This is a genomic window from Amycolatopsis sp. EV170708-02-1 (assembly GCF_022479115.1).
GTDB lineage: Bacteria > Actinomycetota > Actinomycetes > Mycobacteriales > Pseudonocardiaceae > Amycolatopsis.
This window is the reverse complement of record NZ_CP092497.1, coordinates 2636722-2659105: the sequence shown is the minus strand read 5'-3', so window position 1 is coordinate 2659105 and position 22384 is coordinate 2636722. Positions and strand designations below refer to the sequence as shown.

20 protein-coding genes and 1 pseudogene are annotated in these 22384 nt (G+C 68.4%); 13 read left to right on the top strand and 8 right to left on the bottom strand.

The genetic code is table 11. The annotated features are described in order from the left end of the window. Positions 1-75 precede the first annotated feature (75 nt). From MJQ72_RS12165 to MJQ72_RS12150, 4 genes and pseudogenes are all read left to right on the top strand, one after another. Positions 76-1305, top strand: a complete 1230-nt coding sequence (locus tag MJQ72_RS12165; RefSeq protein ID WP_240599294.1) for a DUF445 domain-containing protein — start codon at positions 76-78, stop codon at positions 1303-1305. Between the two features lie 50 nt (positions 1306-1355). Continuing rightward, complete coding sequence (locus MJQ72_RS12160; RefSeq protein ID WP_240599293.1) at positions 1356-2582, top strand: DUF445 domain-containing protein; 1227 nt, start codon at positions 1356-1358, stop codon at positions 2580-2582. A 50-nt stretch (positions 2583-2632) separates the two neighbouring features. Further along, positions 2633-3856, top strand: coding sequence for a DUF445 domain-containing protein (locus MJQ72_RS12155; RefSeq protein WP_240599292.1), 1224 nt, complete (start codon positions 2633-2635; stop codon positions 3854-3856). Between the two features lie 393 nt (positions 3857-4249). Then, positions 4250-5562 (top strand): annotated as a pseudogene (locus tag MJQ72_RS12150) (hypothetical protein). On the opposite strand, the gene MJQ72_RS12145 reads toward MJQ72_RS12150, so the two are convergent. Genes MJQ72_RS12145 through MJQ72_RS12135 form a run of 3 tightly spaced genes read right to left on the bottom strand, consistent with a single transcriptional unit; the run spans position 5559 to position 8210 of the window. Next, complete coding sequence (locus tag MJQ72_RS12145; RefSeq protein ID WP_240599291.1) at positions 5559-6440, bottom strand: metal ABC transporter permease; 882 nt, start codon at positions 6438-6440, stop codon at positions 5559-5561. The pseudogene MJQ72_RS12150 and the gene MJQ72_RS12145 overlap by 4 nt on opposite strands. Before the next feature lie 4 nt (positions 6441-6444). Further along, positions 6445-7278 carry a metal ABC transporter ATP-binding protein gene (locus MJQ72_RS12140; RefSeq protein ID WP_240599290.1) on the bottom strand — a complete coding sequence of 278 codons (834 nt, stop codon included), beginning with the start codon at positions 7276-7278 and terminating at the stop codon, positions 6445-6447. Continuing rightward, positions 7278-8210: a metal ABC transporter solute-binding protein, Zn/Mn family gene (locus MJQ72_RS12135; RefSeq protein ID WP_240599289.1), complete on the bottom strand. Its 933-nt coding sequence runs from the start codon at positions 8208-8210 to the stop codon at positions 7278-7280. Before MJQ72_RS12135 ends, MJQ72_RS12140 begins: the two co-directional genes overlap by 1 nt. A gap of 200 nt (positions 8211-8410) precedes the next feature. On the opposite strand from MJQ72_RS12135, the gene MJQ72_RS12130 reads away from it, so the two are divergent. From MJQ72_RS12130 to MJQ72_RS12115, 4 genes are all read left to right on the top strand, one after another. Next, on the top strand, positions 8411-9511 hold the full coding sequence (locus MJQ72_RS12130) for a LacI family DNA-binding transcriptional regulator (protein ID WP_037336281.1): 1101 nt from the start codon (positions 8411-8413) through the stop codon (positions 9509-9511). A 51-nt stretch (positions 9512-9562) separates the two neighbouring features. Then, positions 9563-10054 carry a carbonic anhydrase gene (locus MJQ72_RS12125; RefSeq protein ID WP_240599288.1) on the top strand — a complete coding sequence of 164 codons (492 nt, stop codon included), beginning with the start codon at positions 9563-9565 and terminating at the stop codon, positions 10052-10054. A 71-nt stretch (positions 10055-10125) separates the two neighbouring features. After that, the gene (locus MJQ72_RS12120; RefSeq protein ID WP_240599287.1) at positions 10126-11001 is read left to right on the top strand and encodes an A/G-specific adenine glycosylase; all 876 of its coding nucleotides are present in this window, start codon (positions 10126-10128) and stop codon (positions 10999-11001) included. 88 nt (positions 11002-11089) lie between these two features. Then, entirely contained in the window at positions 11090-12052 is a 963-nt protein-coding gene (locus MJQ72_RS12115; protein ID WP_240599286.1) for an N-acetylmuramoyl-L-alanine amidase, read from the top strand. On the opposite strand, the gene MJQ72_RS12110 is transcribed toward MJQ72_RS12115, so the two are convergent. Then, positions 11997-13151, bottom strand: a complete 1155-nt coding sequence (locus MJQ72_RS12110) for an MFS transporter (RefSeq protein ID WP_240599285.1) — start codon at positions 13149-13151, stop codon at positions 11997-11999. The two genes, MJQ72_RS12115 and MJQ72_RS12110, sit on opposite strands and share 56 nt — an antisense overlap. Positions 13152-13318: 167 nt before the next feature. Here MJQ72_RS12110 and MJQ72_RS12105 point away from each other — a divergent pair, with 167 nt between their 5' ends. After that, complete coding sequence (locus MJQ72_RS12105) at positions 13319-14758, top strand: M1 family metallopeptidase (RefSeq protein WP_240599284.1); 1440 nt, start codon at positions 13319-13321, stop codon at positions 14756-14758. 37 nt (positions 14759-14795) lie between these two features. Here the strand turns inward: MJQ72_RS12105 and MJQ72_RS12100 are convergent, their stop codons facing one another. Genes MJQ72_RS12100 through MJQ72_RS12090 form a run of 3 tightly spaced genes read right to left on the bottom strand, consistent with a single transcriptional unit; the run spans position 14796 to position 17775 of the window. Beyond that, the gene (locus MJQ72_RS12100) at positions 14796-15776 is read right to left on the bottom strand and encodes a LysR family transcriptional regulator (protein ID WP_240599283.1); all 981 of its coding nucleotides are present in this window, start codon (positions 15774-15776) and stop codon (positions 14796-14798) included. Beyond that, positions 15773-17092 (bottom strand): cytosine permease, encoded by a 1320-nt coding sequence (locus tag MJQ72_RS12095; RefSeq protein WP_240599282.1) that lies wholly within the window; start codon positions 17090-17092, stop codon positions 15773-15775. The genes MJQ72_RS12100 and MJQ72_RS12095 overlap by 4 nt, the downstream gene beginning before the upstream one ends. Beyond that, a complete protein-coding gene (locus MJQ72_RS12090) occupies positions 17089-17775 on the bottom strand; it encodes a tRNA-dependent cyclodipeptide synthase (RefSeq protein WP_240599281.1) in 687 nt (228 codons plus the stop codon). Before MJQ72_RS12090 ends, MJQ72_RS12095 begins: the two co-directional genes overlap by 4 nt. Before the next feature lie 159 nt (positions 17776-17934). On the opposite strand from MJQ72_RS12090, the gene MJQ72_RS12085 reads away from it, so the two are divergent. The 3 genes from MJQ72_RS12085 to MJQ72_RS12075 all read left to right on the top strand — a co-directional run bounded on the left by MJQ72_RS12085 (position 17935) and on the right by MJQ72_RS12075 (position 20012). Next, on the top strand, positions 17935-18876 hold the full coding sequence (locus tag MJQ72_RS12085; RefSeq protein WP_240599280.1) for a LysR family transcriptional regulator: 942 nt from the start codon (positions 17935-17937) through the stop codon (positions 18874-18876). A 338-nt stretch (positions 18877-19214) separates the two neighbouring features. Continuing rightward, positions 19215-19565 carry a rhodanese-like domain-containing protein gene (locus MJQ72_RS12080; protein WP_240599279.1) on the top strand — a complete coding sequence of 117 codons (351 nt, stop codon included), beginning with the start codon at positions 19215-19217 and terminating at the stop codon, positions 19563-19565. Between the two features lie 12 nt (positions 19566-19577). Beyond that, positions 19578-20012: a co-chaperone YbbN gene (locus tag MJQ72_RS12075; RefSeq protein ID WP_240599278.1), complete on the top strand. Its 435-nt coding sequence runs from the start codon at positions 19578-19580 to the stop codon at positions 20010-20012. On the opposite strand, the gene MJQ72_RS12070 is transcribed toward MJQ72_RS12075, so the two are convergent. Further along, entirely contained in the window at positions 19994-20791 is a 798-nt protein-coding gene (locus MJQ72_RS12070) for an alpha/beta fold hydrolase (RefSeq protein ID WP_240599277.1), read from the bottom strand. The genes MJQ72_RS12075 and MJQ72_RS12070 overlap by 19 nt on opposite strands. On the opposite strand from MJQ72_RS12070, the gene MJQ72_RS12065 reads away from it, so the two are divergent. After that, a complete protein-coding gene (locus MJQ72_RS12065) occupies positions 20790-22229 on the top strand; it encodes a M1 family metallopeptidase (RefSeq protein ID WP_240599276.1) in 1440 nt (479 codons plus the stop codon). The two genes, MJQ72_RS12070 and MJQ72_RS12065, sit on opposite strands and share 2 nt — an antisense overlap. Positions 22230-22384 lie beyond the last annotated feature (155 nt).

Sequence of the window (22384 nt, the reverse complement as noted above, 5' to 3'; positions counted from 1 at the left end):
GCTGCACTCGGCGTGCGGTGGACCGATCACATGGCATCCTGCATTGTTGACAGGTCGTAAGCAGCGGAGGCCCGGTTGGACATCTCGGCGATCCTCGAAGACATCCGCGAGCACTGGCACGTCTACGCCACGATGCCCTTCATCGCCGCGCTCATCGGGTACATCACGAAACGCGTCGCCATCGAGATGATGTTCCGGCCGCTGGAGTTCGTCGGGATCAAACCGTTCCTCGGCTGGCAGGGGGTCATCCCGGCCAACTCGCGCCGGATGGCGACCACCGCCGTCGACCTGCTGACCAAGAACCTCGTCGATCCGCAGGAGATCTTCTCCCGGCTCGATCCCGAGGAGATGGTCAAGGAGCTCGAAGAGCCGCTCCTCAAAGCCGTCGAGGACGTCACCCGCGAAGTGATGGAGCAGTACCAGCCCAGACTGTGGGAACTGCTGCCGACCCGGGCGCAGCGCATGCTGGTCGACCAGGTCCGCGCGCAGGCGCCGAAGGTCGTCGCGCGGCTGATGCGCGAGGTGTCGACGAACATCGACGAGGTCCTCGACGTCAACGAGATGCTGATCAACGCGATGGTCCGCGACAAATCGCTGACCTGCCGCCTGATCAAGGAGGTCGCGACCCCGGAGCTCCGCTTCATCGCCCGCTCCGGCATCTGGTTCGGCTTCGTCATCGGCCTGATCCAGTTCGTCGCGTGGGCGTTGACGAAGCAGCCGTTGATCATGCCGATCTTCGGTTTCGTCACCGGGTTCGTCACCGACTGGCTGGCGCTGAAGATGATCTTCTACCCGCGCGAGCCGCGCCGGTTCCTGTTCTTCAGCTGGCAGGGCATGTTCCAGAAACGCCGCCAGGCGGTCGCCAAGGACTACGGCGCGCTGATCGCCGACGAGGTCCTCACCGTGCGGAACGTGATGGAGGCCGTGCTCACCGGGCCCAAATCGGACAAGCTGTTCACGATGATCACCCGCGAGGTGCAGCGGACCATCGACGCGCAGGCGAGCATCGCGAAACCGTTGGTGGCGCTGACCGTCGGCGGGGTCCAGTACCAGGAGATGAAGAAGGCCGCGGCCGAAAAGGCGATCGCGTATCTCCCCGAAACGGTGAAACACGTGGAGAGCTACGCCACTGACGCGCTCGACGTCCGCAACACCATCGTCACGAAGATGCAGCAGCTGACCCCGCTCGAGTTCGAAGGGATCCTTCGTCCCGCCTTCCAGCAGGACGAATGGAAGCTGATCGCGGTCGGCGCGGTGATCGGCGGGCTCGTGGGTGAACTTCAGGTCCTGTTACTCCTCCATTGAGGACAGGCGGCTAGGTTGCCCTTCAAGCAGGACGCGGGAGGGGCTCGGAAGTGGACGCCGTCATCGCCGATCTCGGCGAGCACTGGCCGGTGTACGTCACCATGCCGTTCGTCGCCGCGCTGATCGGCTACGTCACCAAACGCGTCGCCATCGAGATGATGTTCAAACCGGTGGAATTCGTCGGCGTCAAACCGTTCCTCGGCTGGCAGGGAGTGCTGCCCGCGAACGCGGAGCGGATGGCGGCCACCGCCACCGAGATGCTGACGAACAACCTCGTCGACCCGAAGGAGATCTTCGCCAGGCTCGACCCGGCCCAGGTGGCGAAGGAGATCGAGCAGCCGCTGCTGCGGATCGTCGAGGACGTCACCCGCGAAGTGATGGAGCAGTACCAGCCCAGACTCTGGGAAGTACTGCCGAACACCGCCCAGCAACTGCTGCTCAAACGCGTGCAGGCCGAGGCGCCGCGCGCGATCACGAAGATCATGGGCGAGATCGCGGAGAACATCGAGGACGTCCTCGACCTCAAGCACATGGTCGTGACGAACCTGGTGCGCGACAAGGCCTTGCTGAACCGGCTGATCCGCGACATCTCGCGGCCGGAGATGCGGTTCATCGCGCGGTCGGGGATCGTGTTCGGCTTCTCCCTCGGCTGTGTGCAGCTGCTGGTGTGGGCGCTGACGAAGTCGCCGATCGTGCTGCCGCTGTTCGGTATCGGCATCGGCTGGTTCACCGACTGGATCGCCCTGAAGATGATCTTCCTGCCGCGCGAGCCGAAACGGTTCTTCGGCTTGTACACCTGGCAAGGCGTGTTCCAGAAGCGCAAGGACCAGGTGTCCGCCGACTACGGCGACATGATCGCGCGCGAGATCATCACCATCCCGAACCTGCTCGAAGCCGTGCTGAGCGGGCCGAAATCGGACAAGCTGTTCGCGATGATCACCCGTGAGGTGCAGCGGACGATCGACGCGCAGGCGAGTGTCGTGAAACCGTTCGTCGCGATGGCCGTCGGGAGCAGGCGGTTCCAGGAGATGAAGCAGACGGCGGCCGCGAAGGCGGCGGCGCGGATCCCGGAGACGATCCGCCACGCCGAGAGCTACGCGGTCAACGCGCTCGACGTGCGGAACACCATTGTGGACAGAATGCGGCGGCTGAACCCGCTCGAATTCGAACAGCTGCTGCGCCCGGCGTTCCGGCAGGACGAGTGGAAGCTGATCGCCGTCGGCGCGGTGATCGGCGGCCTTGTCGGTGAACTTCAGGTGCTTCTGCTGCTTCACTGACGGCCACCCGATACCGTTTCCCCCTTCCCTGAGCGAAGCGAGGAGGTCGTGTGGACGTCGTCCTGGACGACCTCGCCCGGCACTGGTGGCTGTACGCCGCGATCCCGTTCGTCGCCGCGCTGATCGGCTACGTCACCAAACGCGTCGCCATCGAGATGATGTTCAAACCGCTCGAATTCGTCGGGATCAAACCCTTCCTCGGCTGGCAGGGCGTGGTGCCCAAACACGGCGGGCGGATGGCCGCCGTCGCGACCGAGCTGCTGACGTCGAACCTGCTGGACGTCAAGGAGGTCTTCCGGCGGATCGACCCGGCGATTATCACGCGCGAGATCGAGCAGCCGCTGCTGCGGGCCGTGGACGAGGTCGCCCGCGAAGTGCTCGAAAAGCACCATCCCCGGCTCTGGGAGGTCATGCCGACGATGGCGCAGGAGCTGCTGATCAAGCAGGTCCAGGCGTCGACGCCACGGCTGGTGCGCGAGTTCATGGAGGAGATGACCGAGAACCTCGACGAGGTGCTCGACTTCCAGCACATGACCGTGCAGCGGCTCACCAGGGACAAGAAGCTGCTCGTCCGGCTGATCCGCGAGACGTCGCGACCGGAGATGGCGTTCATCGCGCGAACGGGGATCTACTTCGGCTTCGGGCTCGGCGTCGTGCAGGCGTTCGTGTGGGCGCTGACGAAGGAGCCGTGGGTGCTGCCGATCTTCGGCGGCTGCATCGGGCTGTTCACCGACTGGCTGGCGATCAAGCTGATCTTCGTGCCACGCGAGCCGGTGCGGTTCGGCCGGGTGATCCTGCAGGGCAAGTTCCAGCGGCGGCGGGCGGAGGTCGCGCATCAGTACGGCGAGATGATCGCGAACGAGATCCTCACCGTGCCGAACCTTCTCGACGCCGTCCTGCGCGGGCCACGGTCGGACCGGCTGTACGCGCTGGTCGAGCGGCTCGTGGCGCACGCCGTCGACGAGCAGGCGAGTGTCGCGAAACCGATGGTCGCGATGGCCGTCGGCGGGCAGCGGCTGCAGGAGATCAAACAGGCGGCCGCGCGGAAGGCGCTGGAGCGGCTGCCCCCGACGATCCGCCACGCCGAGGGCTACCTGACCGAGGCGATGGACGTCGCGAAGATCGTCGAACGGCGGATGCTCGGGCTGACGCCGCTGGAGTTCGAGGGGTTGCTGAGGCCGGCGTTCCGGCAGGACGAATGGAAGCTCATCGCGGTCGGCGGGCTCATCGGCTTCCTGGTCGGTGAGCTCCAGGTGCTGCTGATGCTGCACTGATCGCGTTTAGCCCGCTAAACGCGATCGAGGACGGGGCGTGGCGGAGCACCTGCGTTTAGCGGGCTAAACGCGATCCGGGTTGTCCGGCCGTCCTGAAGGGCTGATCGCGTTTAGCCTGCTAAACGCGATTGAGGGCGGGGGCGGGTGCGGGGCGCAGGACGGGCGGGTCGCGGGGCGTCGCGGGGCGCGGGGCGCGGGGCGGGACGCGGGGACGGAGCGTGCGGCCACGGCCCGAGGAGCGCGATGCCCCCAATGCCACATTGGGGACGCTCAGTGTCTCCAATGCCGCATTGGGGACATCGGCCCCGGAACCAAGGATCGCGTTTAGCGGGCTAAACGCGCTTTGGGGGCGGTTCTCACGTGCGGGAGACACGGGATGATTACGGTGGAGGGGTGGCGTCCGAACCCCAGCAGCTGCCAGCCGTCCACGAGGCGTGGCTTCCGCGCGAGCACGCGTTGCACCGTCCCCGCCACGGCGGCAGGCAGCTGACCGCGCTGATCAGCGCGCTTCTGTTCTTCACCACCCCGGCGCTGCTGTGGGTGTTCGGCGTCCGGCCGGGCGAGATCGAGAACCACAAGCTCGCGAGCTTCCCCGGCCTGGACCGGGGTTGGGGTTTCTTCACCGACATGCCCGCCTGGGCGATCGACCAGCTGTCGTTCCGCCCGGGCGCGATCGCCGCCGCCGACGCGATCAGCCGCGGCGTCTTCGGCGAGGGCGCCCCGCTCGACCAGCCGCCACCGCAGCAGCAGGCCGGCCCGATCCCCGCGCCGCCCGCGCCGTCGCCGTCCAAGACCGCGCCCACCCAGGGCCGACGCCGAACGCCGCGTCCGGCTACCGCCGGGTCGTGCAGGGCCGCGACGGCTGGCTGTACTACGGCTACGACGCCGACGCGAAATGCGATCCTTCCCGTCCGCTGCCCGAGACCATCGCCAAGATCAACGAGCTGCGGCGCGCGGTCGAGCAGTCCGGGCGGCGGTTCGAGTTCGTCGTCGCGCCGGACAAGTCGACGATGGTGCCGCAGTTCCTGCCCGACACGTACCCGGGCAAGGACTGCTCGCGGTCGGCCGAGGCGACCACCTGGCACCGGATGCTCAAGGACGCGCGCGCGATCGACCTGCGGCCCGAACTCCGTGCTTCCGAGGGCCGGGTGCAGCGTCCGATCTACCCGCCGAACGACACCCACTGGGCCGACGAGGGCGCGTTGGTGATGACGCGCGCCATCGCGAACGCGATCAAACCGGGGGTCACCCAGACCTGGGTCAGCGTTCCCGTCGGCCAGTACGACACCGTGGCCGATCTGCCACCGCTGATCAGCAAGCAGGGCACGAAGACGAACACGCTGTACAGCCTCCGCCCGGACGGCGTCGTCGAGCGCGCGGGCGAGCCGAACGGCGACATCGACCGGCCCGTCTACCGCACGGCGAGCCCCTTGATCGGGACCGTGGACGACAAGATCCTGATCTACGGCGACTCGTTCACCAAGGCGTCTTCGCGGTATCTCTCGGGCGCGTTCACGAACCTGACGATGCTGGCGCATTTCACGCAGAAGACGTCACAGGCCGAGGCCGTCGACGCTTTCGTGAACGCGAACGTCGTGGTCGTCGAGGCGGTGGAGCGCAGTGTGGCCGGCGGTCAGCTCGCCTTCATCGACCCGAGTTTCCTCGAACCGCTCAAGAAGGCGCTCGCCGAGAATCCGATCCGCTAGCGCAGCGCGGGCTGCGCCGTCGCCGTCGGCTCGACGCGAATCCGCGACGAACGCCCCCGCAGCCATGCGATGAGACGGCAGACCAGGTAGATCACGAACGAGATCGTGGTGACGAACGCGCTCACCGGCTTCCCGGGCGCGAGCGAGAGGATGATCCCGCCGAGCGCGGCGATCTCTGCGAACACGATCGACAGCACGGTGGCCTTCCACGGGCTCGCCGTGACCCGCGCGGCCGCCGCGGCCGGGGTCACCATCAGCGAGACCACCAGCAGCGCGCCGACGATCTGCACCCCGAGCGCGCTCGAAATCCCGACCAGCACCGCGAAGATCAGCGACAGCAGCCGCACCGGCACACCGCGCGCCGTCGCGACCGCCGGGTCGACCGTGGCGAACAGCAGCGGCCGGTAGATCGCCGCGAGCACCACCAGCACCACGACCGACGCGCCGACGAGCAGGTTCAGGTTGGTCGAGTCGATGGTGATGATCTGCCCGACGAGGATGCCGAACTTGTTCGCGCTGCGGCCTTCGTAGAACGACAGCAGCAGGACGCCCATGCCGAGGCCGAAGGCGAGGATCACGCCGATCACGGAGTCGCGTTCGGACTCGCGGCCGCCGAGGAGCCCGATCAGCAGGGCGGCGATGACCGCGCCCGCGAGGCCGCCGAGTTCGACACCGACGCCCAGCAGCAGCGCGCCCGCGGCGCCCGTGAAGGCCAGCTCGGCGGTGCCGTGCACGGCGAACGACATCCGCCGCATGACCACCAGCGGGCCGAGCACCCCGGCCACCAGGCCGAGGACGGCGGCGGCGAGCAGGGCCGTCTGGACGAAATCGAGGCCGAGGAGTTCGCCGGTCAAGGCGAAATCGAACATCTTGTCCACGGTGCTAACTGGCCCGTTCGTCGATGTGGTGGGGTTCGTCCTCGCACAACGCGCTCTGGGCTCCGGCGACGTGGATCTGCCCGCCGACCTTCAGCACCTCGATCCGCGTGCCGTACAGCTCGGACAGCGTCTCCGAGTTCATCACCTCGTCCGGCTTGCCGACCCGGAACTGGCCGTTCACCAGATAGAGCACCCGGTCCACATAGGACAGGATCGGGTTGATCTCGTGGGTGACGAACAGGACGGCCGTGCCCGCCGAGGCCCGCCGCTCGTCGATCAGCTCGCTGACCGCGCGCTGGTGCGCGAGGTCGAGGGAGAGCAGCGGCTCGTCGCACAGCAGGACTTCGGGGTCGCCGACCAGCGACTGCGCGACGCGGAGCCGCTGCTGCTCGCCGCCGGAAAGCCGCCCCACCGGCTGCTTCGCGTACGCCTGGGCGCCGACGGACTCGATCGCCTTCGCCACCAGCTGGCGCCGCTTCGCAATCCCGAAGAGCCCGGTCCCCCACCGGTGCCCGTCCAGGCCGAGGCCGACCAGGTCCACCCCGCGCATGGTCAGGCCCTCGTCGAGGGCACGCTGCTGCGGGATGTAGCCGATCCGCCGGTTGGTCCCGCCGGGGCGCCGCCCCGCGATCTCGACCGTGCCCTCGGGCAACCCCTGCTGGCCGAGCAGCACCTTGAGCAGGCTGCTCTTCCCGGAGCCGTTGGGCCCGAGGATCGCGAGGAACTCGCCGGGCTCGACGTCGAGATCGAGCCCGGACCAGAGGGTCCGGGTGCCGAACGCGAGGCTCGCCCCGCGGACACGGACCGCGGGGCGGGCTTCGGCGGGTACGGAGGTCACTACTTCAGTGCTCCGGCCAGCGCGTCCACTTCCTTGGTCATCCATGCAATGTAGTCGGTCACACCCTGGGGCAGCGTTTCGGTGACGTCGACGACCGCGATCCCGGCGTTCTTGGCGTCGCCGACGACCTGCTGGGTGACCGGGGTGGTGGTCTGCGCGTTGTTGATCAGGGCCTTGACCTGCTTGCCGGAGATCAGCTGCTTGACCTCGTTGAGCGCGGCGGCGGGCACGTCCTGCTCCGCTTCCACGGCCTCGGCGAAGGCGGGCGGGGTCGCGTCGGTGACCTTCGCGCTGTCGAGCAGGTAGTGCGCGACGGGCTCGGTGGCGACGACCTTCGCGTTCGAGGCGCCCAGGCCCGAGACCTTCTTCAGCAGCTCCTGGGTCTTGCCCTTGAACGCGGTCGCGTTGGCGGTGAAGGCGTCCTTCGAGGCGGGCTGGATCTCGCCGAGCTTCGCGGCGACCTGGTCGGCGATCTTCTCGACGCCGGGCAGGCTGTACCAGACGTGCTCGTTCTCGTTGCCGGTCGCGGCGATGTCGACGGCGACCAGTTTCTGCGCGCCGGTGGCCTGGTCGGCGAGCTTCGAGAAGAAGTCGTCGTAGCCGCCGCCGTTGGACAGCGTCAGCTTCGCGTTCTTCGCGGCGATGGCGTCGCTCGCGGTGGTCTCGTAGGAGTGCGGGTCGGCCGAGGGGTCGTGGATGATCGAGGTGACCTCGACCTTGTCGCCGCCGACGGCGGTCACGACGCTGCCCCAGACGTCGGTCGAGGCGACGACCTTGATCTTCTCGCCACCGCCCGGGTTCGCGGCGGACGCGTTCTGCGAACCGGAGCCCGTCGACGCCTTGTCGCTCGACGCGCAGGCCGTCGCGCCGAGCGCGAGGACGGCCAGGGCCGACACGGCCGCGAAAACACTCTTAGTACGGCGGGAATTCATTTACTGCACTCCTGCGGATGCCCAGGCCAGGTGTCCCCAATGCCGGGTAATGGAAACCGTTGTCAGATTCAACTGTACCCCATCCGGATGACCATGCTCCCCGTCCAGGCACGAGCTGTACCCAGGGTCACTCTGAATCGAGACCTGCCACACGTCGGGTGATGCTTCTGCAAAACGTTCTGAACCGTTACGGTTTGCGGATGGGCCGTCCTATCCGCACCAGGAGGCAGGCGACACTGGCGTCGTTGGCCGCAGAGCTCGGTGTGTCGAGGACCACCGTCTCCAACGCCTACAACCGACCGGACCAGCTGTCCCCTGAGCTGCGCCGCCGTGTCCTCGAGACCGCGCGCCGCCTCGGCTACCCGGGCCCGGACCCGGTGGCCCGTTCACTGCGGACGCGCAAAGCCGGCGCTGTCGGTCTTTTGCTCACCGAGAACCTCTCCTACGCCTTCCGCGACCCCGCCGCCGTCGGCGTGCTCGAAGGGCTCGCGCTGGCCTGCGAGGACGCGGGCGTCGGCCTGCATCTGGTCCCGGCGAGCCCGGGCCGGGAGGACGTCGCGGCCGTGCACCGCGCCGGCGTCGACGGCTTCGTCGTCTACTCGGTCCCCGACGACGACCCGCATCTCGGCGCCGTGCTGGAGCGCCCGGTGCCGACGGTCATCGTCGACCAGCCACGCGTCGACGGCGTCGACCGGGTCGGCCCGGACGACGCGGCCGCGGTCACCGCCATGGCCGAGCACCTCATCTCGCTGGGGCACCGGCAGATCGGTGTGCTGTGCATGCGGCTGGCCCGCGAGCGCAACGACGACTTCGTCTCCATCCAGCGGCAGAGCGCCGCCCATTTCCACGTCCAGCGGATCCGGCTGGAGGCGCTGGCCGCCGCGTTCTCGGCGGCCGGGGTCGACTGGGCGACCGTTCCGGTGGTCGAGCGCTTCGACCACACCGTGGACGACGGCGCGTCGGCCGCGCGCCAGCTGCTCGACGCGTATCCGCAGGTCACGGCCGTGATCTGCACCTCGGACATCCTCGCCCTCGGCGCGCTGGCCGAGGCGGAGCGCCGTGGGCTGCGGGTGCCGCAGGATCTGACGGTCACCGGGTTCGACGGCATCACCGAGGCCGAGCGTTCCGGGCTCACCACGGTCCACCAGCCGGTGCTCGAGAAGGGCAAGGCGGCGGGCAAGCTGCTGCTCAGCTCCGCCGACCGGGTCGGGCCGAAGGTGATCACGCTGCCGACGGAACTGCGGGTCGGGCGTACGTCCGCGCCGCCGCGAACGGCTGAAGAACGCTGGTTCGGCCCGTGATCTGCGCCCGTACGCGTTGCTCTCGCCCGGCGCGTCGGTTCCAATGAACACGTGACCTCAATCGACGTACTGCTGAAGCGAAACCAGGAGCTGGGTGATGTCACTCCTGGTGACCGCTCGTCGCCGAGGCCATCGCTCCACGTGACGATCCTGACCTGCATGGACGCCCGTATCCGGGTGTTCGAGATCTTCGGCATGATCCAGGGTGAAGCGCATATCCTGCGCAACGCGGGCGGCGTCGTCACCGACGACATGATCCGCTCGCTCGCGCTGAGCCAGCGGAAGCTCGGCACGCGTGAGGTGCTGATCGTGCAGCACACCGACTGTGGCCTGTCCATGGTCACCGAAGACGATTTCAAGGACGAGCTCGAAGCCGCCAGCGGGCTGCGCCCGACGTGGTCGGTCGAGGCGTTCCGGGTGGTGGAGGACAGCGTGCGCCGGTCGGTGCAGCGTGTCCGGCGCAGCGACTTCCTGCCGCACACCGACAACGTGCGCGGTTTCGTCTACGACGTGAAGCTGGGCCGGCTGACCGAGGTCGCGTAGGGCTGAAGGGGACTTTCCCCGCATGCGATGCGGGGAAAGCGCCCTTCAGCTCCGCCACTAAGCTGGGCCCGGTGGGCGTCGACGCGGATGTGCTGACCGAGTGGTTCGACGAAGTGGGGCGCGACCTGCCCTGGCGTGAGCCGGAATGCTCCGCTTGGGGCGTGCTCGTCAGCGAGATCATGTTGCAGCAGACCCCGGTCGCGCGTGTCCAGCCGATCTGGCTCGACTGGATGGCGCGCTGGCCGGTGCCGTCGGCGCTGGCGGCGTCGTCGCAGGGTGAGGTCGTGCGCGCCTGGGGCAAACTCGGCTACCCGCGGCGCGCGCTGCGGCTGCACGCCGCGGCCGCCGTCATCGCCGCCGAACACGGCGACGTCGTTCCGTCCGATGTGGACACTCTGCTCGCGTTGCCGGGTATCGGCGCGTACACCGCCCGCGCGGTCGCCGCCTTCGCCTACGGCAAGCGGGCACCGGTGGTGGACACGAACGTCCGGCGCGTGGTCGCCAGGGCGGTGCACGGCGCGGGTGACGCCGGGCCGCCGTCGAACACCCGCGACATGGCCGACGTCGAGGCGCTGCTTCCGCCGGAGGACGCGCCCGCCGCGAAACTCTCCGCGGCACTGATGGAACTCGGCGCGCTCGTCTGCACCGCGCGCTCCCCGCGGTGCGCGGACTGCCCGATCTACGAAGACTGCGCTTGGCAGCACGCCGGCAAACCCGCCTACGCCGGGCCCGCGAAGCAGGTTCAGAAGTTCGCCGGGACCGATCGCCAGGTGCGCGGGCTGCTGCTCGACGTCCTGCGCGGCAGCGAAGGCCCGGTGGAGAAAGCGCGGCTCGATCTCGTGTGGGACGAATCCGGGCAGCGCGACCGTTGCCTCGACTCCCTGCTCGTCGACGGCCTCCTCGAACAGACCCGGGACGGTCTGTTCGCACTCCCTGGCGAACACTAACGCATTACGACAAAAGTTGGTCAATGGTTGTCATCGGCGCGATCGCGGGTTAGTTTTCCGGCCAACGCGCATGATGGGAGTTACGCCCGTGGCCGACTTCGACCGACGTACCGCGCTCAAGGGCGGCCTGACGGTAAGCGCCGTCGGGCTACTGGGGACAGCGACGATTTCCGCCGCCGACGCGGCATCCGGGGTGGCGGAACCCAAGATCCACGACACGACGGCCTGGAACGCCCGCCCGCCGGCCGGGGCCATCGAGGTCCAGAACCACAAACCGACGTACATCGTCGTGCACCACACGGTGGAGCCGGGGAACGTCACCGACTACACGCTCGAACACGCCTTCTGGGCGTCGCGTTCGATCCAGAATTTCCATATGGACACCCGTGGCTGGATCGACACCGGCCAGCAGTTCACGAACAGCCGAGGCGGGCACATCACCGAAGGGCGGCACCGCAGCCTGGAGATCCTGCGCGGCGGGACCCAGCACGTGCTGGGCGCGAACGTGGGCAACAACAACAGCACCTGCATCGGGATCGAGAACGAGGGCCTCTACAGCAAAGAGGACGTCACGCCCGCGCTCTGGGACTCGCTGGTGAAGCTGGTCGCGTACATCGCGTCGCAGTACGGGATCTCGCCGGAGTTCATCAAGGGGCACCGGGACTTCAACTCGACCGAATGCCCGGGGACCGTGCTGTACAACCGGCTTCCCGAACTGCGCACCGAGGTCGGCAAGCTGCTGGGCGCCTCGTCGCCCAAGGTGGACCTGCCGGAGTGGCCGCTGCTCAAACCCGGCGACTCCGGACCACGCGTGCGGACCGCACAGGAACTTCTGCGGGCACGCGGTTTCGCGGTCCCGGTCGACGGCCTGTTCGGACAGTCCACAAAGGACGCGGTGGTCGCGGTGGCGGCCCGGCACGGGCTGGAGCGCGACACCTGCGGCGCGACGGCGGCGACCGACGAGACCGGGTTCCTCGGCTCCGACGTCTGGCCGCTCATCGTCGGCTCCGGCACCGATCCGCGGGCGCTGAAAGCACGACTCGCCGGCTGAACAGCAGCGGCACGAGGATCAGCGAGGCCGCGCACCACGGGAGCGACGACGTCCCCAGCGGCAGCAGCAGCCCGCCGACGAGGGCTCCCCCGGCGACGGCGCCGTTCCAGGCCGCGATCGTGAGCGACTGGGCGGCGTCGGCCGTGGGGCCCGCGAGCAGGGCGGTGACGGCCTGGAACGCGGTCGGCGCGCCGCCGAATCCCAGGCCCCACAAGCCGGCGGCGGCCAGCACCAGGCCGTGGACACCGTCGCCGATCCCCATCAGGAGGATGGCGGCGGCGGTCACGGCGGAGCAGGACAGGAGCACGGCGCGCGGACGGCTGTCGAGCGCGGAGCCGACCGCGAACAGTCCGCCCACGGTGGCGCATCCGAACACGAGCAGCGCCGCGCCCAGCATCGATTCCGCGTCGAGCCCGGCGAGCACCGGACCGATGTAGGTGTAGGCCACGTTGTGCCCCAACGAGAACAGCGCCACCGTCGCCAGCACGGGGCGCATTCCCGGCAGCCGTGACGCGGCCAGCGGCCGGGTCGGGCCCGCCGGTTCCGGGGGCACGGCGGGGACCGCGACGGACACCCACGCCAGCAGCGGCACGGAGATCAGCGCCATCGCGGCGAACGCCCAGCGCCAGTCGGCGAACTCGCCGAGCGCGGTTCCGGCGGGCACGCCCAGCGCGAAGCCGATCGGCGTACCCGACATCGCCACGGCCAGCGCGCGTCCGGTGAGTCCCGGCGGGGCGAGACGCATCGCGTAGCCCGCGACGAGCGACCACATCACCCCGGTCAGCGCACCGGAAACGACCCGTGCCGCCAGGATCAGCGGGTACGACGAGGACCCGGCGATCACCAGGTTGGTCACCAGGAACCCGAAGATCAGCACCAGGAGCAAGCGTTTGCGGGGCACCCGGAGGGTCGCGCCCGTGAGCGGGATGGCGGTGAGCGCGGTCGTGATCGCGTAGACCGTGACCAGCTGCCCGGTGGCCGACGGGGAAACGCCCAGATCCTCGGACATGCCCAGCAGCAACCCGGCGGGCAGCACTTCGGTGAGACAGCCGAGGAACACCGTGGTCGTCAGCGCGAGCAGCGCCGGGAGGGGCAGCATGCCTCGACGATCTCTTTTGCTGGGTGACGCGGGTAGTCCCTGGCGGGTATGCCGCGCGGTTATCGGCCGGGATAACCCGGCGGCATGACCGGCTGGCAGTGCCGCGCGCCGTGCGGGCGTACGCACGATGGCCGGACACCCCTCCCCGGCAGAGAGAAGGCTCGTTCATGACCGTGCGGATTCGGTGGCAGGAGCCACTGTGCACCGCGTTGCTCGCCACCACGATGCTCGGCGCCTGCCCGGCTTCGGCGGTGGCAACGCCGGCCCCCGGCAGCGACGGGTACGTACACGTCTCGCCCGACGGCACCGTCCTCGGACGCGATCCTTACTACCCGCAGGACGGCAACGGCGGTTACGACGTCGACCAGTACTCGCTCGCGTTGGACTACGCGCCGTACTCGATGTTCCTGAGCGGCAAGGCGACCATCACCGCCACCGCGACACAAGACCTGGACCGGTTCGACCTCGACCTGCGTGGTCTCACCGTCCGTTCGGTCACCGTCGACGGCGTGGCCGCGACGTTCCGCCGGGAGGGCGAACACGAGCTGGTGATCACCCCGCGGACCCCGCTGGCCGACGGGGCGCGGTTCACCGTGGTGGTCGCTTACGACGGGCGTCCGGAACCGATCGCCACGGCGCGGGGACGGGTCGGCTGGCTGGCCGCGTACGGCGATTCCGCCGTCGCCACCGGGCAGCCGCGTTCGGCGATGACCTGGTTCCCCGTCAACGACACCGAAGCCGACAAGGCGACCCTTCGCGTGTCCGTCACCGTCCTGGACGAGTTCTCCGTGCTGGGCAACGGATCCCAGGTCTCCGACGTGCCCACTGGCTACGGGCGGCACACCGTCACGTGGTCGGAGGAAACCGCCCTCGCGCCGAGCACGGCGATGCTCGGCATCGGCCGCTGGGAGATCGAGCGGATCACGCTTCCCGGTGGACGGACCGCGATCAACGCCTATCACCCGTGCGCCGTGGGCAAGAAGACGATCGGCGGGCGGCTGCCCGAGGTGCTGGACTTCCTCACCGGGAAATTCGGCGACTATCCGCAGTCGGCGGCGGGCGGGCTGTTCCTCGACCGCTCCCTCGGCTACACGCACGGAGCCCAGACCAGGCCGGTGTACGGCCGCGCCGCCACGATCGCCGATCTGCTGTACGCGAGCGCGTACCAATGGTGGGGAGCCGGGGTGAGCGGCAAGATGTGGCGCGACGCGCTGATGCCCGAGTCCATCGCGCGGTACGCGGTGTGGCTGTGGGACGAGAAGAACGGCGTCGATCTGGACCGTCGCTACCGCGAAATGGTGGCGAAAGTACGCGACGACGCGGCGTTCTGGGCGCCCAAGCTCACCGATCCCGGCAAGGGCACGGAATTCGCGCCGACGGCCAAAGCGGTGCTGATGGTGCACGCGTTGCGCCGTCTCGTCGGCGACGACGCGTTCTTCCAGATCCTGGCGGGCTTCCCGGCGATCAACCCGCAGGGAAACCAGAACTGGCACGACTTCGAGCTCTATGTCTCCGCGATGACACAACGCGATCTCGGCGAGTTCAACCACGCTTGGCTGGACGGCACGGTGCGGCCGCCGGACTCGCTCCTCTTTCCCGGGAGCTGAACGACCTCGTGAGTGGTAAGGACGGTTCTAACCGTCCTTACCACTCACGAGGCCTGGCCAGGTATTCGGCGTAGACGGGGGCCTTCCGCGCCTCGGCCCAGTACGCTTCGACCACGGCGGAGAGCAGCTCGTCCCGCCGTCCCGCCACGAAGGTCTCCTTGTTCCAGGCGAGAACATGCCTGCGCGGCAACACATCCCCGCGCAGCGGCCGGGTCACGATGCCGTGATCGCACGGATCGCAGATCGGCTGGGACAGCCCGATCGCGCCCGCCTTGACGACGAGCAGTGCCACCTGCTGCGAAGTCACCTGATGAGTGAACGTCGGGGTGAAGCCGTGCCGCGCACAGGTGTCGGCGAAGTATTTGGTGAACGTGGCCGCCGACGAATCGGACACCATCACCCACGATTCGTCCCGCAGATCGCTCAGGTCGACGACCTTCTCCCGCGCCAGCGGATGGAATTCCGGCAGCAGGACGAAGGTCGGCTCGGTCACCACCACCGCGGTGTCCACGTTCGCGGGGATTTCGAGCTCGTAGCCCGGATAGTCCTTGACCAGCCCCAATTCCGCGCGGCGTTGCGCCAGCAGTGGCAGCAGCCGCTCGGGATGGTCGTCGTGCACGACCTGCACCTCGGCGACCTCGGGCCACAACCGGGTCACCAGCGACGGAAGACACGCCACCAGCGCGCTGGCCACCGCGGCCACCCGGACGACGCCGGGCGGGCCGCTGGGGCAGACGCGCTGCTCGATGTCTTCGAGCAGTTTGTCCAGCTGTGGCAGCAAAGCGGCGGTCCGGCGTAGGAGCAGCTCTCCCATCGGTGTCGGTGTCACGCCGCCTTCGCACCGGTCGAACAACTGGTAGCCCAGCATGTTCTCCAGCCGTTTGAGTTGCGCGGAAACCGCGGGCTGGGTGACGCCCAGCGCGATCGCGGCACGGGAAAGACTGCCCGTGTCCGCGATCGCCCGGATCACCCGCAGGTGGTGGACATCCAGCTGTACGACGTCGAACTCCTTTGTCACGAACGGGTTTTCGACCCGCCGGAAGAAGTCGTGGCCGCGGGAACCGCCGCGGCCGTGGTCCGTCTGCCGAGAAGAACATACAGCAGAAAAGCACCGAAAACGGAGTTCACCGTAGGAATCCCCCACGGCAGCCAGATCCCCACCGCCGCTCCGGCCACCCAGCAGATCAGCGCGGCGGGCACCCAGGACGGGCAGGTGGACGGCAGTTCCCCCGACGCGCGGGTCGCATCCAGGTCCGGTTTCCAGCGCCGGACCACGTAGTACTCGGCGATCACCACACCCGCCACCGGCGGCGTGAGCACGCCGACCCAGGTCAGGAAGGTGGTGAAGTGGTCGAGGATGCCGATCGCGGAGAGCACCGTGCCGAGGCCGCCGAGCAGCAGCGTCGCGGCGGTGCGGTCCAGCCGCCGGGACAGCAGCACCTGCACGGCGTTCACCAGCCCGAGCGAAGACGAGTAAAGGTTCCAATCGTTGATCTTCAGGATCGCGGTGACCAGGATCAGCGTGCCGAGCACCCCGGACGACGAGGTGATGATCCCGACCACGTCGGCGCTTTTCGCCGCGTGCGCGAGCAGCACCCCGATCAGGCCGATCAGATACTGGCCGAGGGTGACGCTGACCAGGGTCTGCTTCACCACGTCGGACGCGGACCGGTTGAACCGGGTCATGTCCGGCGTCATGATCGCGCCCATGATGAAGGCGCCCGCCACCAGCGTGGTGCCCTGCGCCAGCGACATCGACGGCCCCGGCGGCGGCTCGGACATCAGCATGGGCAGCGAATGGTCGCCGAGCGCGGTGATGATCGAAAACCCTGCCAGCACCAGGAAAGCGGGCACCGTCAGATACGCCGTCCAGGCCATCGCGTGGAAGCCGAACACGACGATCGCGGTGACCAGCGCGCCGCCCGCGAGCGCCCACACCCACACTGGCGGGCCACCCATCAGGGCGTGCAGGCCGTGGGCGAAGACGTCGTTCTGCACCCCGAACCATCCGGCCAGGCTCACCGTCATCAGGAGCCCGACCAGCGACGATCCGCCGGTGCCGAAGCCGGTCCAGCGCGCGAGCACCGACGTCGAAAGCCCTTCCCGGGTGCCGGCGACCCCCATCAGGATGGTGATGATCTCCAGCAGTACCGAACCGATCGTGATGGCCAGTACCGCTTCCCAGAACGTCATCCCGAAACCCAGCACCGCGCCGAGCAGGAACTGATGGAACGAGGACACCTGCCCGAACCGTTGCAGCGCGACGGAAACCCAGGAGTAGCGGCGTTCGGCGGGCACCCGGCGCAGGGAGAAGTCGTCGTGTTCCACGATCATTCCACCCGTTCCGGGACGGCTTGTTCGAGGACGACGAACCCTTGGCCCGGCAACGGCCGCCACGAAAGTTCGCCGCGATAGAGCCGTTCGAGGAAGGCGACCCGCTGGTGATAGGCGAACACGGAGCTTTCGACGCCCGCGACGGCGACGGTGCCGACGAACATCGGTAACTCGGCGAGGAAGTACCGGACCGCGCTGCGCAACTGGTCACGAGTGGGGTGTTCGCCTTCGGGCAGGCGCCGGTCCAGCACCCAGCCCGTGGCGCCGAGGCACTGCTCGGCGAACTCCGGGTCGGTGGCGAACCGGTGGTGCGCCTCGGAAAGCAAGCCGAGATACGCGCTGTCGGCCTCCAGCGCCGAGGCGTCCAGTATCAAGGTGTGCGGATCCGAAGGGCAGACCTGCTGCAGTGCCCGGACGATCTTGTTGCGCGTGTAATTGCCCTGCCGCTGCGCCTTTTGCGCGGCGCGGACCGGGTCGTAGCCCAGAGCTTCGAGGGTGAACGCGGACGGGCCGTCCGGGACGAAGAAATGGAATCGTCGAAAGGCCGACATGGCCCAGCGGGCGAGATCGGCGATACGTTCCACCGTGAAATGGCTGTTGAACGGGCTGACGCCGAGACAAACGTGCTCGGCCCGCGCCAGCGGATCGGCGCAATGCTCCGTGAGTGGCAGTGGTCGCGGCAAGACGGCTCCTGATTCGCGTGATCTGCGGTGCGTCGACCGAACGTAGCCACGGCGCGATGATGCGGGTATTGCCACCGAATGTTGTCATCGGGTTATGAGAAATCGGCGGTCTCTACTTTCGGGGGTGCCGGGCGCGATCCGGTCGCGGTATACGAAGTCATGGAGATTCAGGTTCGGCATCTTCGCGTGATCTGTGCGATCGCCGCCGCCGGCAGTCTCAATCGCGCCGCGGCCGGGCTGAGGCTCGGGCAGCCCGCGCTCAGCCATCAGTTGCGCCGGATCGAGCGGATGGTCGGCGGCCCGCTGTTCCACCGCGACCAGCACGGGGTGCGGCCCACTGAACTCGGCGCCCTGATCCTGCGCCGGGCGCGGGCGATCGTGCTCACCTTCGACGAACTGGAGCACGATTTCCACCGTCAGGAGCCCGAAACGGGCGAGTCGATCAGGATCGGCTGGAACGACAGCGCCATCACGGGGTCGCTGCTCGGCGGACTGCGCGATCTGCGCCCCGGCGAGCCGTTCCGCACGCGCGCCGACACTTCGCGCACGCGGCTGCTCGCGCAGGTCGCGAACCGGGGCATCGACCTCGCGCTGATCATGATCTGCGGCCGTCGCGGCCTCCCGGTGCCGCCGGAGGTGCGGACCCTGACGCTGGTCGAGGAGCCGTCTTTCGTCGCGATCCCCGCGGGGCATCCGCTCGCCGGCGAGGAGGAGATCGAGCTCGCCGAACTCGCCGAGGAGGACTGGATCGTGTCGAGCGGCGGCGACGGCTGCCGGGTGGTGTTCCGCGAAATGTGTCTCGCGCACGGTTTCGATCCGCGGATCACCCACGACGTCGACATCGACACCGTGCGGGAGGACCTGGTCAGCGGCGGGTACGGCGTCGGGCTGGTCCAGCCGACCCGGCCACCGGCGGACGGGCTGGCCATCCGGCCGCTCGCGGGGCGCCGATGTGCGTGCGGCATGTGCTCGCGTGGCGAGAGGACGGGCCGTGCGCGCACGGTTTCCCGGAACTCGTCACCGAGGCGAGGGCGGGATATTGGCGGCTCGCCGAACGGACGGCGCCGTACCGCTCGTGGTTGCACCGCCACGGCCGCGTAGCCGCCGGATGACCACTGGGTTCGCGTGACCGACCGGACGACACGCGTGGCTGGATGGACGACACACGTGATCAGACGGACGACTCGCGGCGGAACCCCGGTCGTGGTCGTGTCGTTCCTCCAGCCACGCGTGTCGTCCGCCGGATCACGCGTGTCGCCCGGCTAGTCACGTGACATCGCCGGTCGAGTCTCGTGAGTGATAAGGACGGCTAGAACCGTCCTTACCACTCACGAGGCGGCCGGATAACCCTTCGGCATGCCGAGGCGGCACTAGAGCGTGTCCCGCGAGACGGCCGACGATGTGAATCGTCAATCACGGTTGCCGAAAGAAGGGGCACCATGCTGCCGTTGATCACCCGAACGGAACTGCTCTCCCGGATGGAGTCCGGATCGGTGGTCGTGGTCGACACGATGCCGGTCGCCTATTTCGAAAAGGAACATCTGCCGGAAGCGCTCAACATTCCGGGTTTCCCTTACGAACGAGCCGCCGAATTCACCGACCGGCTGGCACCGTCGGTGCTTCCGGACAAGGCCGCCGCGATCGTCGTCTATTGCGCGAACACGCCGTGCCGCAACAGCGAATTCGTCGGACGGCGCCTGCTGGAGCTCGGGTACACGAACGTCCGCAAGTACCGCGAAGGCATCGAAGACTGGGTCGCGAACGATCTGCCGACGTGGTCTTCGTCCTGAAAGGAGATCGTCTTGTCCAAGTGCAAACGGTTCGTCTGCGTGCTGGCCGGTGTGCTGGCCCTCGTCACCGGTTTCGGCGGCGGCGTGGCCTCGGCGGCGCCGACGGCCGAGAACGTGGTGACGGTGACGTCGGCCAACTACGCCGAAGTCATGAACATCTCGAAGGAGAAGCTGGTCATCATGGACTTCGGCGCGACCTGGTGCCCGCCGTGCCGTCAGATGAAGCCGGTGATCGAGCGGCTCGCCGGTGAGTACGGCGGCCGGTTCCTGCTGGGCGAGGTCGACGTCGACCAGAGCCGTGACCTGTCCACCCGGTACAACATCCGCTATCTCCCGACGCTGGTCGGCGTCCGCAACGCCGCGGAACTGCCGTCGTCGCGGAACATCGGCTACCCGGGCGAAACGAAGCTGCGCGCCTGGATCGACGCTCAGCTGGCGAAGGGCTGACCGATGACGTCGGAGAGGAACGCTTCGACGGCACCGAGGTAGGTCTCCGGCGCTTCGTCGTGCACCACGTGCCCGGCGCCTTGGACGACGATGTGCCGTCCGAGGCCGCCGGGCACACGTGCGGCCAGCTCGGCCTGCTGGCCGTGCGGCATCGCGGTGCGTTCGCCCTCGATCGCGAGCAGCGGGCATTTGACTCGCTCGACGAATTCCCAGAAATCACGCCGTCCCCACTCGGCCGCGATCTCGTACAGGTCCTGGAGTGACGCGATGAGGTGGTAGCCGTCTTCGCGTTCCTCGACGCATTCGATGAAGTAGTCGCCGGTGTCGCCGAAGAACTCGCGCACGTGGGCCAGCGACCGGAACGGGACCGGCCACGACTCGAAGTACCCGCGCCAGGTGTCCACGGTCCGGCCGCGCTGATCCGGCGCGAAATCCTCGCAGACCACGGCGCGGACGAGCTCGGGATGGGTGGCCGCGGTGACCCACGCGTGCAGGCCGCCCATCGAATGTCCGATCAGGACCGCGGGTTCGCCGAAGGTCCGCAGCACCTCGGCGACGTCGTCGGCGAACCGTTCGGTGCGCCAGGGCCCGCCGCGCGGCCCTCGTCCGTGCCCGCGCGCGTCGAGGCCGTGGACACGCCCGTACGGTTCGAGCCTTCGCGCGACCCGCCACCACGTCGTCGCCCTGCCCATCAGGCCGTGCAGAAGGACGATCGGCGGCCCGTCACCGCCGAAAGTGACCAACCCGTCGCGCTGAATCACCACTAAGCTCCCCTCCATGCGCAGCCGTGTCCCCGCCGCCGGTCTGGTCCTGGGGGTCGTCTGCGCCCTGATTATCGGCTGCAGCGCCGATCCTCCTCCGGCCACGCCCCCTCCGCCGCCGATGAACCCAGCGCCGGGCGCGTCGGGCGCGGGCGACCCGTATTACCCGATGGACGGAAACGGCGGCTACGACGCGACCGAATACCAGGTCGGGATCACTTACGACCCCGCGAAAGGGCGTCTCGACGGCGACACCACGGTGATCGCGAAAGCGACCCAAGACCTCAATCGGTACAACTTGGACTTACGCGGCCTGACCGTCCAATCCGTCGAAGTGGACGGTAAACCGGCGAAGTTCGCCCGCGAAGGCGAGTTCGAACTGGTGGTGACGCCCGCCGAGCCGATCCGCAATGGGACCAGCTTCCGCACGAAGGTCCTCTACGGCGGCGATCCGTCGGCGACGCCCAAGGCTGGCGGCAGCGAGAACGGCTGGCAGAAGTCGAAGGACGGCGGCGCGTTCATCGTCGGCGAGCCGCATTCGGCGTCGTTCTGGTATCCGGTCAACGAAACCCCGCGCGACAAGGCGATGTTCACCCTGACCGCCCGCGTGCCGGACGGCTGGACGGTCATCTCGAACGGGCGCGAGATCCAGAAGACCGCGGCGAACGGCTGGACCACGACGTCCTGGCAGGAACGCACCCCCGTGGCCGCCTACCTGACCACGGTCGCGATCGACAAGTTCACCGTCGACCGGATGGCGCTCCCGGACGGGACGCCGGTGGTCAACGCGTACGCGCCGGGCGCCGAGGACCGGCGCGACACGGGCAGGCGGCTGCCGGAGATCATCGGCTTCCTGAGCTCGAAGTTCGGGCCGTATCCGGTGGACGCGGCGGGCGGGATCTATCTCGACGAGGACATCCACTTCTCACTGGAGACCCAGACCCGGCCGACCTACGCGAAGTGGGCCGATCTGATCACCGTGGTGCACGAAACCGCGCACCAGTGGTTCGGCGATTCGGTGACGCTGAATTCGTGGTCGGACATCTGCCTCAACGAATGTCTCGCGTCGTACGCGCAATGGCTTTGGCAGGAGTCGCGGGACAACGAGAACCTGGACGACCGTTATCGCGCCGCCCTCGAAATCATGCGGGGCAGCACCGATTTCTGGAAGCCGAAACTGGTCGGCATGGGGGCCGGGCAGGAATTCCGCGGCGTCTACGACAAGGGGATCCTGGCCGTCCACGCGCTGCGGCGGAAGATCGGCGAAGGCGCGTTCGCGCGGCTGCTGAAGGAATGGCCGGCGGCGTACCGGAACGCCAACGCGACGTGGGCGGACTTCGAGGCGTTCACGATCAAGCTTTCGGAGCAAAACCTGCGGCCGTTCTTCGACGCGTGGTTCCACGGGACGACGATCCCGCCGGACGCCGAACTCCTTCCCGGCACCCTGCGCGGCTGACCCCGCGTTCAGTCCTCTAAACGCGGCCCGGGTACCCCCGCATTGGCGCGTCGCGAAAGCCACGTTCGCGACGTCTGATGTCCCGAAAGTGGCTTTCGCGACACCGGCGGACGGCACGTTCCGATCACATGGCCGACTCGGAGCCACGCGACCTG

What these genes read in the sequence shown, in the direction of transcription:
- MJQ72_RS12135 (WP_240599289.1), bottom strand. Translation starts at nt 8,210, where the DNA reads ATGAATTCCCGCCGTACTAAGAGTGTTTTCGCGGCCGTGTCGGCCCTG.
- MJQ72_RS12130 (WP_037336281.1), top strand. Translation starts at nt 8,411, where the DNA reads ATGGGCCGTCCTATCCGCACCAGGAGGCAGGCGACACTGGCGTCGTTG.
- MJQ72_RS12110 (WP_240599285.1), bottom strand. Translation starts at nt 13,151, where the DNA reads ATGCTGCCCCTCCCGGCGCTGCTCGCGCTGACGACCACGGTGTTCCTC.
- MJQ72_RS12105 (WP_240599284.1), top strand. Translation starts at nt 13,319, where the DNA reads ATGACCGTGCGGATTCGGTGGCAGGAGCCACTGTGCACCGCGTTGCTC.
- MJQ72_RS12095 (WP_240599282.1), bottom strand. Translation starts at nt 17,092, where the DNA reads ATGATCGTGGAACACGACGACTTCTCCCTGCGCCGGGTGCCCGCCGAA.
- MJQ72_RS12085 (WP_240599280.1), top strand. Translation starts at nt 17,935, where the DNA reads ATGGAGATTCAGGTTCGGCATCTTCGCGTGATCTGTGCGATCGCCGCC.
- MJQ72_RS12080 (WP_240599279.1), top strand. Translation starts at nt 19,215, where the DNA reads ATGCTGCCGTTGATCACCCGAACGGAACTGCTCTCCCGGATGGAGTCC.
- MJQ72_RS12065 (WP_240599276.1), top strand. Translation starts at nt 20,790, where the DNA reads ATGCGCAGCCGTGTCCCCGCCGCCGGTCTGGTCCTGGGGGTCGTCTGC.
- MJQ72_RS12070 (WP_240599277.1), bottom strand. Translation starts at nt 20,791, where the DNA reads ATGGAGGGGAGCTTAGTGGTGATTCAGCGCGACGGGTTGGTCACTTTC.